We start from the raw sequence: 16798 nt of genomic DNA, 5'->3' as shown, positions 1-16798 counted from the left end.
CACGTTACGTGAGAGTACGATCCTGCTCAGACTTCGCCGGCAGGACGCCGGCACGCGCACCCATGGTGCGCACCAACCCCATCCAGATCCAAGCCGTCCGAGCCTGCCACCGCGACGTGGCCTTCGCGCGGACGACTGCCTCCCAGAACGGAACGCCGCCCTTGAGCGCCACCACCCTGCCCCACGCACCCGAACCGAGCGTCATGGCCGCGCTACGATCCCCCAAACTGTTGCGCACCGAGGTGCTCGCCGGCCTGGTGGTCGCACTGGCGTTGATCCCCGAGGCGATCTCGTTCTCCATCATCGCGGGTGTCGACCCACGCGTCGGCTTGTTCGCGTCGTTCACGATGGCGGTGTCCATCGCGTTCCTCGGCGGTCGCCCGGCCATGATCTCGGCCGCAACCGGCGCCATCGCCCTGGTCATCGCGCCGGTGATGCGCGAGCACGGCTACGACTACCTCATCGCTACGGTCCTTTTGGGTGGCCTCATCCAGATCGCACTCGGCCTGGGCGGGTTCGGCAAACTGATGCGCTTCATCCCGCGCTCGGTCATGGTCGGGTTCGTCAACGCCCTCGCCATCCTCATCTTCATGGCACAGATCCCGTACATGGTCGACGTGCCGTGGCTGGTCTACCCGATGATCGCCGCCGGCATCGCCATCATGGTCGGCCTCCCGCGCGTCACAAAGGTCATCCCGGCTCCCCTGGTCGCGATCGTCGCCCTCACCGCGTTCACCGTCATTGCCGCCCTCACCGTCCCCAACGTCGGCGACGAAGGCGAACTGCCCGACAGCCTCCCCGCCCTCTTCATCCCCAACGTCCCGTTCAACCTCGACACCCTCCAGATCATCGCCCCCTACGCACTCGCGATGGCACTGGTCGGCCTGCTCGAGTCGCTACTGACCGCGAAGCTGGTCGACGACATCACCGACACCCACTCCAACAAGACCCGCGAGTCCTGGGGTCAAGGCGCGTCCAACGTGATCACGGCCTTCTTCGGCGGCATGGGCGGCTGCGCCATGATCGGCCAGACCCTCATCAACGTGAATGCCTCCGGTGCCCGCACCCGCATCTCCACGTTCCTCGCCGGTGTCTTCCTGCTCATCCTGGTGGTCGGATTCGGCGACGTCGTGGCCATCATCCCGATGGCCGCACTCGTCGCGGTCATGATCATCGTCGCCGTCGGGACCTTCGACTGGCACTCCGTCCATCCGACCACCCTGCGCCGGATGCCGAAGTCAGAGACCACCGTCATGGTCGCCACCGTCGCAGTCACCGTCGCCACCCACAACCTCGCCATCGGCGTCGTCCTCGGCGTGCTGGTCGCCATGACGCTGTTCGCCCGCCGGGTCGCCCACCTCACCGAGACCCGCCGCGAGGTGGTCGAGGCCCGCGACGGCGTCGCCACCGCCGTCTACCACGTCACCGGCCAACTGTTCTTTGCCTCCTCCAATGATCTCTACACCCAGTTCGAGTACGCCGACGACCCCAACCACGTCGTCATAGACCTCACCCAGTCCCACATCTGGGACGCCTCCACCGTCGCCTCACTGGATGCCATCACCACCAAGTACCAGCGCAAGGGCAAGACCGTCGAACTCATCGGGCTGAACGACGCCAGCGCAGAACGGCATCTCCGACTCAGCGGCTCCCTGCCCTCACACTGAACGCCATCGAGAGACACCAAGAGTGCGTCGGTACCGCACAAGGAAAGCAGCTATCTTGGCGTGTGTTTGGGGTGAAGGGGCGCTGCTGCCCAGCCGTCTGCGGGTCCCCCGGCATGCCTGAGTCGATCAATGGGCCGATGCAGGGCCACCACAGATGAACGATCTTCGTCTTGGTCGCGCCGCACCGCGCCGCCTACATCACATGGAAAAGGCAGCGGTCTCGGCGGCCGAGCCCGCGGTCGAGGCGGCGTGGTCGAGAGCAGCGATGTAGCGCTCGGCGTCCAGGGCGCCCGCGCAGCCGGTGCCGGCGGCGGTGATCGCCTGCTGGTAGGTGTGGTCGACCAGGTCGCCCGCGGCGAAGACGCCCGGCAGGTTGGTCGCCGTCGAGGGCGAGGCGACCTGCACGAAGCCCTCGTCGTCGAGGTCGACCTGTCCCTTGACGAGCTCGGAGCGCGGGTCGTGGCCGATGGCGATGAAGAGGCCGGAGATCTCCAGGTCCTTGGTCTCGGCGGTGACGGTGTCGCGCAGGGTCACCTTCTCCAGGGACTGCTCGCCGTGGATCTCGGCGACCTCGGAGTTCCAGACGATCTCGAGCTTGGGGTCGGCGAAGGCGCGTTCCTGCATGACCTTGGAGGCGCGCAGCTCGTCGCGGCGGTGCAGCAGGTAGACCTTCGAGGCGAAGCGCGTGAGGAAGGTGGCCTCCTCGATCGCGGAGTCGCCACCGCCGACGACGGCGATCACCTTGTCGCGGAAGAAGAAGCCGTCGCAGGTCGCGCACCACGAGACACCACGGCCCGACAGCTCGTCCTCACGGGGAAGGCCGAGCTTGCGGTAGGCCGAGCCGGTCGCCAGGATCACCGAGCGGGCCGTGAAGGTGCCCTCGTAGGTCTTGACGACCTTGACGTCCCCGGTCAGGTCGACCTCGGTGACGTCGTCGGTGACCAGCTCGGCGCCGAAGCGCTCGGCCTGGGCGCGCATCTCGTCCATCAGGGCCGGGCCCATGATGCCGTCCCTGAAGCCGGGGAAGTTCTCGACCTCGGTGGTGTTCATGAGTGCGCCACCGGCGGTGACGGAGCCCTCGAAGACCAAGGGCTCAAGGTTGGCGCGGGCGGCGTACACGGCGGCGGTGTAACCCGACGGGCCGGAGCCGATGATGATCACGTTGCGCAGCTGGTCCGACATGTTTCTCATTCCTTGACGGGCGTTCGGGGGCCCAGCCCCGCGGCCGACATCGTCCACCGCGGGGCGTGGATCTCAGACGGGTGCGATCTCCGTCAGCAGCGTCTTGACGCGGGCTTCGATCTCGTCGCGGATGGGACGTACGGCTTCGATGCTCTTGCCCGCCGGATCGAGCAGGGCCCAGTCCTCGTAGCGCTTCCCCGGGAAGATGGGGCAGGCGTCGCCGCAGCCCATGGTGATGACGACATCGGAGGCGGCCACATCTTCGGTGAGCAGCTTGGTCGGGACCTCGGCGGTGATGTCGATGCCGACCTCGGCCATGGCCTCGACCGCGGCGGGGTTGATCACCTCGGCGGGAGTTGAACCTGCCGAACGGACGATGACACGGCCTCCGCCATGGTGGCGCAGGAAGCCGGCGGCCATCTGGGAACGGCCGGCGTTGTGGACGCAGACGAAGAGGACCTCGGGAACGGTGGTCATGATGATGTTCTTCTCCTGACGAGCGAATCGGACGAGCGCCTCGCGGGCGATCTTGGCGGTGAGAGCGGGAAGGTACTTCGAAATCCGTGCCTCCGACGCGATCCGCTCGTAGGCGTCAACGACGTAGGCATGGACAGTCTCGGAGCCGAACACACCAACGAACTGCGGCGTCAGGTCGTCGGCGATCCGGTGGAGCAGTTCCTCAGGGGTCATCAGCTCTCCTGCAGCGCAGTGGGAGTGAAGAAGCGGCGTCGGGCCCACAGGGAGACGTAGACCAGCCCGACCAGGACCGGGACCTCGATCAGCGGCCCCACGACGCCGGCCAGGGCCTGGCCGGAGGTGACCCCGAAAACGCCGATGGCCACGGCGATCGCGAGCTCGAAGTTGTTGCCAGCCGCGGTGAAGGCCAGCGAGGTGGTCCGTTCGTAACCCAGGCCGATCGCGCGTCCCAGGGCGAAGCCGCCGATCCACATCACGGTGAAGTAGGCCAGCAGCGGCAGCGCGATCCGGGCCACATCGAGCGGCTGGGAGGTGATCGCGTCGCCCTGCAAGGCGAAGAGCACGACGATGGTGAAGAGCAGCCCGTACAGGGCCACCGGCCCGATTCGCGGCAGGAAGGCGTCCTCGTACCACTCCCGGCCCTTGGCCCGCTCCCCGAAGAAGCGGGTGAGGAAGCCGGCCACCAAAGGGATACCGAGGAAGATCAGCACGGACTTGGTGATGTCCCACGCCGAGACGTCCAGCGTCTCTCCGTCGCCCAGGCCCAGCCAGGTCGGCAACAGGTCGAGGTAGAACCAGCCCAGTGCACCGAACGCGATGATCTGGAAGACGGAGTTGATCGCGACCAGCACGGTCGCGGCTTCGCGGTCACCGCAGGCCATGTCATTCCAGATCATCACCATCGCGATGCAGCGGGCCAAGCCGACGATGATCAGACCGGTGCGGTACTCCGGGAGGTCTGGCAACAGCAGCCAGGCCAGAGCAAACATGAGTGCCGGGCCGAGGACCCAGTTGAGCAGGATCGAACTCCACAGCAGCCGCTTGTCAGCGGTGACGTGGCCGAGTTCGTCGTACCGGACCTTCGCCAACACCGGGTACATCATCACGAGCAGGCCCAGTGCGATGACGATCGAGACCTTGCCGATCTCAACTGCGGCCAGGGCTTCGTCCAGACCCGGCACGAGACGGCCCAGTCCCAGTCCGGTGACCATCGCGATCGCGATCCACACGGGGAGCAGACGGTCAAGGGTGGACAGTCGCTCCAGGCCTGCCGCCGACGCTGGAGAGGTCTGGACACTCATGCCGGCACCGCCACGTCGAACAAACTGCCCAGGGCACTCAGCGCCCCCGGACGCGCGGAGTAGTAGACCCAAGTGCCGCGACGCTCTCGGCTCACCAGGCCCACGTCATGCAACACCTTGAGGTGATGGCTGATCGTGGGCTGGGACAGGTCGAAGCAGGGCAACAGGTCGCAGACGCATGCCTCTCCCCCCTCGTGCGAGAGGATCAACGACATCAACCGCAGACGGGCCGGGTCGCCGAGCGCCTTCAGCAAGGGAGCGATCGTCTCGGCCTGTTCGGCATCGATCGGTTCTGCCGCAAGTGACGTGCAGCATTCGAGCGCGTCGGTCGGCGCACACTCTGATTTCGACATGTGTCTATATTGACAGATGTGGAAACGCGCGTCCCGCCGGGACGGGTGAACGATGGGTGAACACTCGCTGATCACCGCGTCGGAGTCGGCGAGCCGGCCGGCGCTACTGAGGTGGTCGCCGCGCTCGTTTCCTTCGCGCCCGTAGCCGCGAGGCTCGCCAACCCGGTCGCCACAGTCGCGACGGCGGCGAGGACGGCAAACAGACCGACATAGCTCCCCGTCGCCTCGACGATCAACGCGCCCAACAAGGGTGCAAGGGCGCTGGCGGCGAGGACGGGGGCGTTGTACACGCCGCTGACGGCGGCGTACCTTTCTCTGCCCCAGTGGTCGCTGACCAGAGTGGCGCCCACCAGAGTGAAGAGACCTCGCGACGAGCCCGCAAGCACGGCGAGCGCGATGAGCACCGGGGCGGGCCCGGCGAGAGTGGCGAATCCGGTCACAGCAACGCCCATAGCGCCGATCACCACGACGGCCCGGACTTGCGCGGTCAGTTGGCGCGTCATCCAGGGGTAGAACACACGCCCCAGGACTTGTCCCGCTCCCCCGAGCCCCAGGGCCCAGGCAGCACCCGTGGAGGTCATTCCCCGGTCAATCAACAGGGGAACGAGGTAGACCATGGAGGCGTACGAAGCGAGCGCCATGAGGGTCCCGGCTGTGGTGGCGAGCAAGAACGTACGGCTGCGGAGGATGTGGCGATCACTGACACGTGGCGGCGGGCCGGGGATTCCACCTGGCCCGGACGTTCGGCGCTGCCTGGATCCTGTTCCCGCGTGCCGTTCCCGTCCGGGCCAGGGGTGGCGCAGCACGAGCAGATGGATCGGCAGGGTGATGGTGACCAGTGCGACGGCGAGGACGAGATAGGTCTGGCGCCAGGACAGATGCAGCGCAAGGGCATCCGTGAGGGGCGCAAAGATGGTACTGGAGAACCCGGCCGCCAGCGTCAGTGTGGTGATGGCCTGGACGCTGCGCGGCCCGAACCATCCAGTGAGGGCGGCAAATGCCGGAGGGTAGAAGAGGCAGGCGCTGGCCGTGCCGGCGAGCACCCAGGCCGCTAGGAAGAGTGCGTAGTTGGGGCTCCAGGCCAGCATCAGGATCGCGGCAGTGCCCACGAGGCTTCCCGTGGTCATGACCAGCCACGGCCCGCGATCCTGCAGGATCCGACCGACGACGATGCCGACGGCTCCACCGATGACACTCCCGATGGAGAAGGCGGCCGTGATCGCGGTTCGACTCCATCCTGTTTCGGCCTGGATCTGGGGCAGCAGCACGGTGAAGGCGTAGAAGATCACCCCGTAGCTGACGATCTCCGTCACGCACAGCCCCACCAGCACAGCGCGCAGGGAGCCGCGGCCCAGGGCCGGGCTCCCTGCAGCGGGAGTCTCAGGGGAGGACAGGTCCCGCACCCACCTGCACGAACTCCGGAGCAGCTCCGCAGCAACCGCCTTCGGCTGTCGCGGCGGGCTCGTCGTAGAGGCCGGAGCCACCACAGACGCCGGTGTCCGGCAGTGCCAGCTCGACCCTGGCCGCGGCCTCGGGGTCTCCTGCCACCATCGCGACCACACTGCGCACCTGCTCGTACCCCGTCATCGCGAGGAAGGTCGGGGCACGGCCGTACGACTTCATCCCGACCATGTAGAAGTTCGGCTCGTCGGGGTGAGCCAGGTCAGCGGCTCCCGTGGCCTGCACGGAGCCGCAGGAGTGGAGGTTGGGATCCACCTCGTCTGCTACACGCCTGGGTGCTTCGAGCGTGGAGTCGAGGTCGAGACGCAACTCGGAGAGGAATGACAGATCGGGACGGAATCCGGTCAGGGCCACCACTCGGTCGACGCCTGTGAGCACCCGGCCGTCCTCGGCCACGACAACGACCTGCTCGCCCGCACGACGGAATTCACTTGTCCTGAAGCCAGCCACGAGGGCGACCCGTCCGGCCTCGACGGCCTCGCGAGCCCGTGTGCCCAGTGCCCCGCGACGCTCGAGCTGGTCAGCGGCCCCGCCGCCGAAGGTGTTGCTCGTCGTGGCGCGGCGCAGGGCCCAGGTGATCGTGGTTCCGGGGTGGTCCTGGGCGATGCGGTCGAGTTCGAGGATTGCGTTGAGCGAGGAGTCTCCCGCACCCAGCACGACGGTGTGCTTGCCCGCGTACCGCTCGGGGGCCTTCCTGTCCGGGACGCCGTAGTGGATCTTGTCAGCGTTCGCCTTCTCGCCCAGGGCGGGCAGGCCGTCGGCGCCGGCCGGGCTCGGCGTACGCCAGGTGCCCGAGGCATCAATGACCGCACGCGCCTCGATCCGGCACTCGCGTCCGGCCGCGTTCACGGCATGCACGGTGAACGGCTGGTCTCCGCGGTCAGCGTCCACCAATCGGTCACGGCCCACGCGGGAAACCCCGGTGACCCGTGCGTCGTACTGGATCCAAGGCGCCAGCGCCTCCCCCAGCGGGGCCAGGTAGGACTCCACCCACTCCGCGCCGGTCGGGTAGCCAGTGGTCGGCGCGACCCAGCCCGTCGACTGCAGCAGGTCCACCGCGGCGCGGTCCATCAGTTCGGGCCACGGCGAGAACAGGCGTACGTGCCCCCACTCAGCCACGGCCGCGCCAGCAGCGGCGCCCGACTCCAGCACCAGCACCTCGAGGCCCCGCTCACGCAGATGCGCAGCAGCGGCCAGCCCTTGCGGTCCGGCACCGATCACAACAACAGGCAAGTCATTCATGCCCCACTCCTCACATTCACGTTTATCGATGTAAGAAACAGTACTCTCGCATCGACAACTGTCAATACGTAGGCGATGATGGGGTCATGTCCCCCCACGTGCCCCTCGTCGATTCCGAGGCCATCGTTGCGTGCTGCTCCCCCGTGACCGACGGCGTCGTCACCGACAATGCCGCCGCCGCCCTGGCCAAGATGTTCAAAGCCCTCAGTGATCCAGCCCGGGTCAAGCTCATCTCCCTGATCGCTGCTTCACCCGACGGGGAGGCATGCATCTGTGACCTGACGGAGCCGGTCGGGCTCAGCCAGCCGACGGTCTCCCACCACATCAAGCTGCTTGTCGACGCTGGTCTGGCGACTCGGGAGCAGCGCGGGAAATGGGCCTACTATCGCGTGGAGGGCAACACCCTGACCGCGCTGGCGTCCGCGCTGACGCAGACCCACTAGTCATCAGCCCAGCGTCTTCGGCTGATCCATCAGCTTTCGGCAATGGCCGCTACCGTGGCCCGGGCCGAGGGGCCCACCCCGGCCAGCGTTGCGGAGGCCGGGCCCGTCCAGTCGCCGTATCCGACCAGGTACAGCCGTGGTTCATCGCGTGCTTGGGTGCCCGAGGGTCCGGCCACGGGCACGTGGCCACCCACGGTACGCAGTCCGAGCGGACGCAGGTGCCGCAACGCCGGACGAAAGCCCGTGCACCAGATGATGGCGTCGCACTCCCACTCCGTGCCGTCACCCCACGCCACCCCGCCGAGGGTGAGGCGGGAGAACATCGGTTCGGCCCGGAGAACTCCTCGGTCACGGGCGCCCTTGACGCTCGGCACCATCACGATGTCGCCGAGTCCTGCGACGCCACTGTGTTCACGGCCTTCGGCGAGCGCCTCGATGCGGGCACGGGCGGTGGCGAACAGGGCGCGCCCGTCCACGTCGTCGGGCAGGAACCGCGGCGGTCGGGTGGTGACCCAGGTGGTGTCGGCCACTGTGGAGATCTCGGCAAGGATCTGCGCAGCAGAGTTCCCCCCGCCGACGACCACGACCCGTTGCCCGGCAAAAGCGTCCGGGACCCGGTAGTCGACCGTATGCAGCTGGCGCCCGGCGAAGTCCCGCATGCCCGGGTACACCGGCCAGAAGGGCCGATCCCAGGTGCCGGTAGCGGAGACCACGTGCCGAGCCGACAGCGTGCGATCTCCCGTGGCGACGTGCAGTCGACCGTCCGGGCTGTCGTCGGCTCGCGACACGCTTTCGACCCGCTGGGGGCGCTGTACGCGCAGGTCATACCGCTCCTCGTAACGCGTGAGGTAGTCGACCACGTGGTCACGGGTGGGGAATCCCCGAGTGGCATCGTCCCAGGGTGGCATCATCCAGCCCGGAAGCGAGGAGAAACCAGCCGGCGAGAACAACCGCAGACCATCCCAGGTACGCGGCCAAGCGCCGCCCGGCCGTTCGGCCGCATCAAGCATGACGAAGTCACGTCCCGGGACCAGCCCGGCTCGCCGCAGGTAGAACGCGGTGGACAGACCCGCCTGACCAGCACCAACCACGACGACGTCCACCTCGACATCAGAAGCCCCCCGAACCGGGATGGCGTCCACGTTGTCCACCATCAAAGGCGCTCCTTGGCTCACGTGAATCACGGGTCCAATGGACCGTACACACGTGCGCGGGCTTTTCCTCGCACCAGCACCCTGCCAGAGACACAGCGCTGGCGTTTGACCCCTTTGGAACCGCAACGACTCGGACGTGGAGACCTGTGCACCTACTCAGACAGGAGTGGTCATCCGGGCCCCCTCGTCTCCAGGAGTGAGTCATGGCCACCACCTCACGACGCCTCGTGTCCCTGAGCGAAGCAGCAGAGATCCTCGCCGTGTGCCCCAAGACAGTCCGCCGCTATGTCTCCGAGGGGCACCTCGAAGCCGTTCGTCTGGGCAGCAAGACCTTGCGGATCAGGGTCGAGTCCATCGAGCGGTTCATCGACGCCTGCCCCGTCGGGGGCGGCTCGAAGCGGCTCTCGCGATGATGCCAACCGCCGCGATCCGACTTCAAAGTGAGGGGTGTGAGCGACCTCACGAGAGGGTCAAACGGGGACATCTACGCCTGATCCTTGTTCCCCGTATGTTCCCCGAAACGGAAAGAGCCCCTCGAAAGGGGCTCTGACCTGCGGTTTTGCGGTGGGCGATACTGGGTTCGAACCAGTGACCTCTTCGGTGTGAACGAAGCGCGCTACCACTGCGCCAATCGCCCGTGTGGTTGCGGCGGAAACACTAGCGCATCCCGAGCGTGGACTCACACTCGGGCCGCGATCACATGCCGGGAAGCTCCGGGACGACCCCGCTGAGGTCCTGCACCCAGTCCCACCCGTCGACCGCGATCCGCGGCCAGTCGTAGGCGACGAGGTAGGCGATGAGCGCTCCCCCGACCACCAGAACGGCGAGCGTGGTGAGCAGGATCCGACGTCGCCGTACGGCGGGATCCACGGCGCGGGCCCGCTCGGCAGCCTCGTGAGCCTTGGCCCGCGCGGCGTGCATCCAGCGCTCGGCCCAGTCCCACTCGGTGGCCAGGATGCCGAGACCGACGACGATGGCGACGATCCCAGGCCCCGGGGTGACCATCATCACGAATCCTGCCGCGATGACCGTGGCGCCGAGAAACGTGACAACGACCTTGGTCGCCAGCGAGGTGACCGGGTTGCTGTGCATGCGGGCGTGCAGCCTCTTGAAGAAGTGCGGCTCCTCGACCGATCGATCCTCACGACCGCCGGCGATGGACCGATCCGCGTCGGCCTGGCCGGGGGCCGCCTCCTCGGTCGGACGCATCGGCTCGGCAGTCATCGCGCCGTCCTCGTCGGTCACCCTGCCTCCAACTCTGCTCCGGGCGCCCACGCGGCGCTGTTCTGTCGAGCCTAGCCGCCCCCTGATCTGCGTGACGGGTCGATGCGACGGGTGCGGGGGCGCTCTCAGCACCGTCTCAGCCCGGCCACCTAGGGCCGTCACGGGCCCGCGGACCCGCGGACGCCAACCCCTGACCCCAGACCCTTCCGGCGCCTCAGCGGACTCCCCCACCCGACGCCCGGGCGACACGCTCACCGGGGACCCGATTTGGCAGCACCTGTCCCCTGTGGTTAATGTTCTCTCCGTCGCCCTGACCGGCCGAAAGCCGGGAAGAGCAGCAAGCGGACGTAGCTCAGTTGGTAGAGCGCAACCTTGCCAAGGTTGAGGTCGCGAGTTCGAGCCTCGTCGTCCGCTCGGAGAGAAAAGTTTGAGCCTCCACGGTGGAGTGGCCGAGAGGCGAGGCAACGGACTGCAAATCCGTCTACACGGGTTCAAATCCCGTCTCCACCTCGACAACCTCGGCCCCTTCACCGGGATCGTGGCTCGTACGGGCGATTGGCGCAGTGGTAGCGCGCTTCCTTGACACGGAAGAGGTCACTGGTTCAAACCCAGTATCGCCCACCAGAGCATCACCGCAGGTCAGACCCCGTTTCCCGGTCCTCGGGAGGCGGGGTTTTTGCATGCCCGGACACCTCATGAGGTTCTGGTGATGGCTCACTCGAACCACTCAGTCGAACCACTCGGTCTTGGTGGCCAGCTCGACCAGTTCGGCAGCGTCGAGCACCGGGTCGGTGCGGGTCGGCTCGCCCCCGCGGTTCGCCTGCAGGGCGTTGTAGGCGATGAGGTTGACGATGGTCCCGTCGCGAAGGATGTACACCACCCCCACACCCGCCAGCTCTGGGTGCTTGCCCGAGACGTCGGGCAACGACGGACCGGTGAAGACCCAGCCGGCGCCGTTCTCGACACAGTCGTCGGGGGCCGGCGAGGCCGTGACCCGGTCACACCTGGCGTCTTGTCCACGAACGCTTCCGGGAACGTCGGAACTGATGACCGCCACGATCTCGCCGAGACCGCGCCCGTCGGGGTCGTAGTCGACCGTGGTCATATACCCGGGGTCCGGCATCTGCTCCGGGAAAGCGTCGAGCAGAAGCTTCTGCGCCCGCTGGAGGTGGGGCGCGAGCGCGTCCGGCTGGGACGCCGGCTCTCGTGTCCGCCCAGCCGCGGTGCTGGGGGCCTCATCGGCTGGGCTGCTCGCCGCCGAGGATCGGCGATCGTCCTGGTCACCGAGCAGGGACGGCGCCGCGATCGTCGCCACCGTCGCCAGCGCCGCGACCGCGCCGATCCCCACCGCCTGAGCCGAGCGCCGGCGACGGGCGGCGCGCCGCCCTCGGCTGAGGCCACCGGCGACGAGCTCCTCGCTCGCGGTCACCGAGTGCATGGCGTGCTGCATCAGCCGGGTCATCTGGTCATCGCGCAGGGGCTTGTCGTGTGTCATGTCGTCGCCTTTCAACGGCTGTTCTCGTGGAGATCGATGAAGTCGGCTCCGAGGTGCTCCCGGATCCGGGCGAGAGAGCGTGAGGCCCTGGTACGAACTGCGTTCTCGGTGAGCGAGAGGTCGCGGGCCACGGTGGCTACATCGGCGTCGAGCAGGTAGCGGTGCACCACCACCGCACGATCCAGCGGCGTCAGCTCGCGCAACGCCGCCACCAGCACCTGCCGTAGGTCACTGTCGGGCGTGGCCACCTGGCCATGCGGCGGCTCGGCCACCGGCACCTCGGTCGAGCTGCGGCGCCGTACCGAGTCGAGATAGATCCGGGTCAGAATCGTGCGAGCGTAGGCGGCCGGGTTGTCGGCCGCACTGACCCGCGACCACCGTGAGAACACCCGGGCCAGCGTCTCCTGGGCCAGATCCTCGCCACGGTGTCTATCGCCGGTGAGCAGCCACCCGGCTCGTAACAGCTCATGGGAGCGGGCCCGAGCGAACTGCTCGAAGTCGCCCCGATCGGTGTGTCGCACATGGCCTCCTGCGCCGGTGAGGACCACGTCCCTGGGCGTCGGTGCCCCTCACCCCTACGACGAGACCAGCGGCGAATATGTGTCACCGGGCTCGAGGATCCGCCAGGATCCTCGAACCATGAGGGTCTTGGCCTCCTGCAGCGCGATGCCGTGGTGTGCGACCCCATGGTCGTCGGGGCCCTGGCATCTGTCGAGGAACTCTGTCTCGAGGCGCGTGGGGTCGAGCGGCCAGGCCCCCCGTGCCGCACCATGGTCCCGTGACCTACCTCCACATCCTGTTCCCCGGTCGCCACCATGCCGTGACCGCGTTCCAGGTCGACTACCTGACCCGGCTGCTGGCCGGCAAGGAGTGCGACACCACCGGTGAGCCGATCGCCTTCGCCGAGCATGCCGACGTGGTCTGGGCGATCACCTCGGCGAGCCACGCGAACACGCGCCGCAACCCCGTCCCCGGGCATCGGCGCGTCGGTCTCGTCGAGCGCGTCGCGGCTGCCGCAGGCATCCCCAGCCTGGTGGTCGAGGTGCCGGACGTGACCGCGCACCCGCGGTTCGCGCAGCTGGTCGCGACGACCGCGACGACCGAACTGCCCCATCTGAGCGAGGTGAGCCCCCAGACCACGATCGTGGCGTGCTCCACGCCGACCGTGGCCGCCGAGTACGAGGCGCTGGGGTACCGGATCGCGCCCGTCGAGGCCGGCGCCGATCCCGTCCCGCTGGGGCCGTGGCAGGTCGTGGAGCTGTGCGCCACCGGCGACCCCCAGTGGGTGCAGGCCGCGCACCCCGAGACCGTCTCCTACTGGCGCAGGTACGGACTCGACGCCCGCATCCGCGACCTGTTCTCCGACCCGGTGATCTCCGACGAGGGCGACCTCACCGCCACCCGCGATTACCGCACCTACGCCGCGTCGTTCGAGCAGGCGTCCAGCCGCAAGTGGGACATCGTCGCCGAGCACCTGCGCCCCGGCCGGGTCCTCGACATCGGCTGCGCGACCGGTGGCCTGCTCGAGCACGCCGCCGCCGACAAGCGGTTCGCCGAGTCCGACCTGTTCGGGGTCGACATCGCTCGGCCGCTGCTCGCCGAGGCCGAGCACAAGAAGGCAGCCGGCGTGTTCGAGAACCCCAACATCTGGTTCATCCGCTCCAACGCCCTCACCGGCCCCGTGATGGCCGAGCGCAGCGTCGACTCGACGGTCACCGTCGCCCTGACCCACGAGATCTCCTCCTACGGCGAGGGCGTGAGCTCGCTGCGCACGTTCGCCGACCGCATCTACGCCCACACCCGGCCCGGTGGCGTGTGGGTGAACTCCGACGTCCTCGGCCCCGCCGACCCGGACAGGGTCGTGGTGCTGCAGCTGAACACCGACGACGGCACCGGGATCGAGACGCCCCACACCGGGCTCGACGCGCTGCCCAGCGACGAGGTCGCCGTACTCGTCGCGGCGCTGAGCACCGATGCGCGGATGACGCAGTTCGCCTACGACTTCGCGCGGCTCTCCGGCGCCCGCTTCGCACCGAAGCGGCTCACGCCCGGCCGTTGGGAGCTCACGCTGCGCGAGGCGATGGAGTTCATGACCCGCAAGGACTACGTCGACAACTGGCTCTCCGAGTGCCACGAGCGGTTCTGCGACCTCTCCTACCGCGACTGGGAGACGCTCCTCACCGACGCCGGCTTCGCGCTCGCGGCCGCGTCCACCGAGGTGCGCAACGACTGGCTCGTCGAGCACCGCTTCGAGCCGACCGCAACCCTGCGTGATTCGCAGACCGGCGACCCCCTCGAGTGGCCGGCCACCCACGTGCTCACCGTCGCGGTGCGCGGCACCGCCGAGTAGCCCCCAGGCCCCGGCCTCAGGCGTCCAGCCGTCGCAGCGACTCGACGAGCCACGCCTGAGGACGGGCGCCGGGCAGCACCGCCGTGACCTCGCTCAGGGCCTGCTCCAACGGGGTCCCGTCCAGTACGGCGACGCGCGCGGCGACGGTCGGCGTGCGGCTCTGCCCGGCGACGCAGTGCAGGAAGACCCGCTTGCCCTGGTCGCGCAGCCGCAACACAGTCCTGGCCGCGTCGTCGATGACGAAGTCGACGTTCGGGTTGTCCTCGGCCATGCTGTCGATCAGCCGTACGGCGTGGCGGGCGAGACCACCTGGGATCTGCTCGGTCCCGATCCGGCACATGCTGACCACGGCGTCGATCTCGGCCGGCAGCTTGTCGAGGGCGAGTGCGTTCCCGATCCACACGTCGGCCACGCACGGGTGCGGGACGCAGACGCCGTCCAGTCCCCAGGTCCGGTAGTCCACGCGCGGTCCGGTGGGCCATCCGTGGGAGTCCGGGTGTCCCTTGCCGACCGTCAGCGCGGCCAGGGCCACCAGCGCCGCGGCGCCACCGGTCTGCGGGTCGTACCCGGCGGGGCTCCCCCATCCGTGGAGCAGCTCCTGCCACTCCTGCGGGACCGCGCTGGCACCCCAGCGGGCGCCGAGCAGGGCGCCGGCGATCGCGGCGACGGTGTCGGTGTCGTGTCCGATGCCGATCGCGGTCGCGAGCGCGTCCTGGAGGTGGCGACAGGCCATGTCGTCGGGCACCGGCGTGTGCACGATCGCGGACCAGGCGGCCTGCAGGGCACCCACCACCCACCCGTTCTCGGTGAATCTCGACGGCGGACCGGTCTCGGCCTCGGCGAGCACCGCCGCCCAGTCGCGGGACGTCTCGCCGAGCAGCGGCAGCACGTCGGCGGCCACCGGGAACGCGCCGTGGAGCACCGCGTGCCGGATCATCAGGCACCACAGCGCGGCACCTTCACCGGCCATCGGGTCGTGGTGCGTCAGCGCGCTGACCGCTTGAGCCGCGGTGACCAGCGCAGCCGGATCGTCGAGGTGGGCGAGCGCCACCGGGGCGGTGCGCATCAGCGACCCGTTGCCCGCGGACATGCCGCCGCTGCGCTGGTGCTCGCTCGCCGCCGCGTCCGTCATCTGCGCCGCAGTGGCATTGCGACCCGCCATCCGCAGCACCGCGCCGGTCTGCATGCCGACGTCGGCCGGCCCACCGGCGTACCACTCGGCGAAGCCGGCCGCGACGGCGTCGAGCGCGGCCGTGGTGCGCAGGTCCGCACCGGTCGCGGCGACCCGGGCGATTGCCATCGCCTGCGCGGTGTCGTCGGTCCACTCCCCCGGCTCGAAGTTCCCCAGGCCCCCGCCGATCATGGCCGGCCAGCCGCCGTAGGGGGCGGAGCCGAACTCGTAGCCCGCGCCGAGGGCGTCACCGACCGCGGAGGCGAGCAGCACCCCGCAGGCACGGTCCATCTGGGAAGTGGTGAGTCTCATGCCTGGTCCTCTCATGCCGCCAGCATCGGGTGGCGGACGTTGGTGATCGTGCTGTGCACGTCGCTCCCGCGCCAGCGCAGGGTGGTGACGTCGAGGTACTCCGTGACCCCGCGGCCGCGTTCGGCGACACCCGCGGGCTCGACGTGGTCGAGCTTCACGTGGTCGAGGCGTTCAACGAAGCGGCGTGCCCGACGTGACGGGGTGGCCTCCGGGGCTGCGAGGCGCGCGTCCAGCGCGGCGGCCTCGAGCAGCACGGGCAGCTGACTGCGCAGGCTCCCGGGGTTGTCGAACACCTCGGCGACGTAGGGCTGCCCGCCGATCCCGATCAGCACCCCGATCTGCCCGGTCAGTGGGCGGTGGACGGACCACGCCTGCCGCTCCCCCTCGGCACCGTCGAGGCGGTGCACCAGCGACCCGGTCGGGTTTGCCTCGCCCCGGTTGTGCACCGCGACGCGCTGCCAGACCTCGCTCTGCAGGCCAGCGCCGCCGCGGCGCACCGAGTCCCGCACGTACGGCGTCGCGCGGCGGCCCCGACTGTGCTGGCCGGTGGCGCCTCCCCAGCGTCCCTGCTCGACGCACGCCACCTCGACCGGGATGCGCTGGTGCACCCCGACCAGCACCGAGCGGCGGGCCATCCGGTGCTGCCACCCACCCTCGAAGAGCAGGCCCTCGAGCACCAGCGCAGGCCGGTCGCCGGGGTTGCCGACCATCAGCGTGCCGACGTCCGGGGCGCCCTCGACCTCACTCACATCCAGGACGCGGCTGTCCATCGTGTAGCGGCGGTAGCCGCCTGCCGTGCCCCACAACGGGAACACGGTCATCGCGCCGCGGGTGGTGCCCCGGCCTACGTGCAGCTCGTTCATGATGATCCCCCTTCGCGACCCCGGGCGGGCCGACACGAGGAGCATGCACGGAAGCACCGATCCGGGCGCGTTACCCGGGTAACCCCCTGGCCGGAGAAGCATC

At 68.9% G+C, this 16798-nt stretch carries 16 protein-coding genes and 4 tRNA genes; 7 read left to right on the top strand and 13 right to left on the bottom strand.

Translation table 11 applies throughout. The features are described 5' to 3' along the window. Window positions 1-62: 62 nt before the first annotated feature. The gene (locus AC6EH9_RS13960) at window positions 63-1667 is read left to right on the top strand and encodes a SulP family inorganic anion transporter (protein WP_498423963.1); all 1605 of its coding nucleotides are present in this window, start codon (window positions 63-65) and stop codon (window positions 1665-1667) included. A gap of 198 nt (window positions 1668-1865) precedes the next feature. Here AC6EH9_RS13960 and trxB read toward each other — a convergent pair whose 3' ends face one another. The 6 genes from trxB to AC6EH9_RS13930 all read right to left on the bottom strand — a co-directional run bounded on the left by trxB (window position 1866) and on the right by AC6EH9_RS13930 (window position 7683). Beyond that, window positions 1866-2849, bottom strand: a complete 984-nt coding sequence (gene trxB, locus AC6EH9_RS13955; RefSeq protein WP_498423962.1) for a thioredoxin-disulfide reductase — start codon at window positions 2847-2849, stop codon at window positions 1866-1868. A 72-nt stretch (window positions 2850-2921) separates the two neighbouring features. After that, a complete protein-coding gene (locus AC6EH9_RS13950; protein WP_498423961.1) occupies window positions 2922-3539 on the bottom strand; it encodes an arsenate reductase ArsC in 618 nt (205 codons plus the stop codon). Then, window positions 3539-4627 (bottom strand): ACR3 family arsenite efflux transporter, encoded by a 1089-nt coding sequence (gene arsB / locus AC6EH9_RS13945; RefSeq protein ID WP_498423960.1) that lies wholly within the window; start codon window positions 4625-4627, stop codon window positions 3539-3541. Before arsB ends, AC6EH9_RS13950 begins: the two co-directional genes overlap by 1 nt. After that, entirely contained in the window at window positions 4624-4980 is a 357-nt protein-coding gene (locus AC6EH9_RS13940) for an ArsR/SmtB family transcription factor (protein ID WP_137065750.1), read from the bottom strand. The genes arsB and AC6EH9_RS13940 overlap by 4 nt, the downstream gene beginning before the upstream one ends. Window positions 4981-5051: 71 nt before the next feature. Next, window positions 5052-6293, bottom strand: a complete 1242-nt coding sequence (locus AC6EH9_RS13935) for an MFS transporter (RefSeq protein ID WP_498423959.1) — start codon at window positions 6291-6293, stop codon at window positions 5052-5054. Window positions 6294-6360: 67 nt separating this feature from the next. Continuing rightward, window positions 6361-7683, bottom strand: coding sequence for an FAD-dependent oxidoreductase (locus AC6EH9_RS13930; protein ID WP_498423958.1), 1323 nt, complete (start codon window positions 7681-7683; stop codon window positions 6361-6363). An 86-nt stretch (window positions 7684-7769) separates the two neighbouring features. Between AC6EH9_RS13930 and AC6EH9_RS13925 the strand changes: the two genes are divergently transcribed. Continuing rightward, entirely contained in the window at window positions 7770-8126 is a 357-nt protein-coding gene (locus AC6EH9_RS13925) for an ArsR/SmtB family transcription factor (RefSeq protein WP_137065752.1), read from the top strand. Between the two features lie 29 nt (window positions 8127-8155). On the opposite strand, the gene AC6EH9_RS13920 is transcribed toward AC6EH9_RS13925, so the two are convergent. Further along, complete coding sequence (locus tag AC6EH9_RS13920) at window positions 8156-9280, bottom strand: ArsO family NAD(P)H-dependent flavin-containing monooxygenase (RefSeq protein WP_498423957.1); 1125 nt, start codon at window positions 9278-9280, stop codon at window positions 8156-8158. Between the two features lie 203 nt (window positions 9281-9483). On the opposite strand from AC6EH9_RS13920, the gene AC6EH9_RS13915 reads away from it, so the two are divergent. Next, window positions 9484-9693 (top strand): helix-turn-helix domain-containing protein, encoded by a 210-nt coding sequence (locus AC6EH9_RS13915; RefSeq protein WP_137065772.1) that lies wholly within the window; start codon window positions 9484-9486, stop codon window positions 9691-9693. 152 nt (window positions 9694-9845) lie between these two features. On the opposite strand, the gene AC6EH9_RS13910 is transcribed toward AC6EH9_RS13915, so the two are convergent. After that, window positions 9846-9917, bottom strand: a tRNA-Val gene (locus AC6EH9_RS13910). Window positions 9918-9976: 59 nt separating this feature from the next. After that, the gene (locus AC6EH9_RS13905) at window positions 9977-10525 is read right to left on the bottom strand and encodes a PGPGW domain-containing protein (RefSeq protein WP_498423956.1); all 549 of its coding nucleotides are present in this window, start codon (window positions 10523-10525) and stop codon (window positions 9977-9979) included. Between the two features lie 320 nt (window positions 10526-10845). On the opposite strand from AC6EH9_RS13905, the gene AC6EH9_RS13900 reads away from it, so the two are divergent. The 3 genes from AC6EH9_RS13900 (at window position 10846) to AC6EH9_RS13890 (ending at window position 11128) form a co-directional block, all read left to right on the top strand. Beyond that, window positions 10846-10918 (top strand) — tRNA-Gly (locus tag AC6EH9_RS13900). Window positions 10919-10943: 25 nt separating this feature from the next. Further along, window positions 10944-11014 (top strand) — tRNA-Cys (locus AC6EH9_RS13895). 39 nt (window positions 11015-11053) lie between these two features. Further along, window positions 11054-11128 (top strand) — tRNA-Val (locus tag AC6EH9_RS13890). A gap of 103 nt (window positions 11129-11231) precedes the next feature. On the opposite strand, the gene AC6EH9_RS13885 is transcribed toward AC6EH9_RS13890, so the two are convergent. Both AC6EH9_RS13885 and AC6EH9_RS13880 read right to left on the bottom strand, forming a co-directional pair. After that, window positions 11232-11999, bottom strand: a complete 768-nt coding sequence (locus tag AC6EH9_RS13885; RefSeq protein ID WP_498423955.1) for a hypothetical protein — start codon at window positions 11997-11999, stop codon at window positions 11232-11234. 11 nt (window positions 12000-12010) lie between these two features. Then, window positions 12011-12547, bottom strand: a complete 537-nt coding sequence (locus AC6EH9_RS13880) for a SigE family RNA polymerase sigma factor (RefSeq protein ID WP_498423953.1) — start codon at window positions 12545-12547, stop codon at window positions 12011-12013. 230 nt (window positions 12548-12777) lie between these two features. On the opposite strand from AC6EH9_RS13880, the gene AC6EH9_RS13875 reads away from it, so the two are divergent. Beyond that, entirely contained in the window at window positions 12778-14349 is a 1572-nt protein-coding gene (locus AC6EH9_RS13875; protein WP_498423952.1) for an SAM-dependent methyltransferase, read from the top strand. Between the two features lie 16 nt (window positions 14350-14365). On the opposite strand, the gene AC6EH9_RS13870 is transcribed toward AC6EH9_RS13875, so the two are convergent. Together AC6EH9_RS13870 and AC6EH9_RS13865 are read right to left on the bottom strand one after the other, a co-directional pair. Then, window positions 14366-15832 (bottom strand): ADP-ribosylglycohydrolase family protein, encoded by a 1467-nt coding sequence (locus AC6EH9_RS13870; RefSeq protein WP_498423951.1) that lies wholly within the window; start codon window positions 15830-15832, stop codon window positions 14366-14368. 11 nt (window positions 15833-15843) lie between these two features. Then, window positions 15844-16695, bottom strand: coding sequence for an ARPP-1 family domain-containing protein (locus AC6EH9_RS13865; protein WP_498423950.1), 852 nt, complete (start codon window positions 16693-16695; stop codon window positions 15844-15846). Window positions 16696-16798: the final 103 nt, after the last annotated feature.

The sequence above is a fragment of the Nocardioides sp. Z21_20 genome (assembly GCF_059766585.1).
The sequence above is the reverse complement of the archived record's forward strand: the minus strand, read 5'-3'. Positions and strand labels throughout refer to the sequence as shown.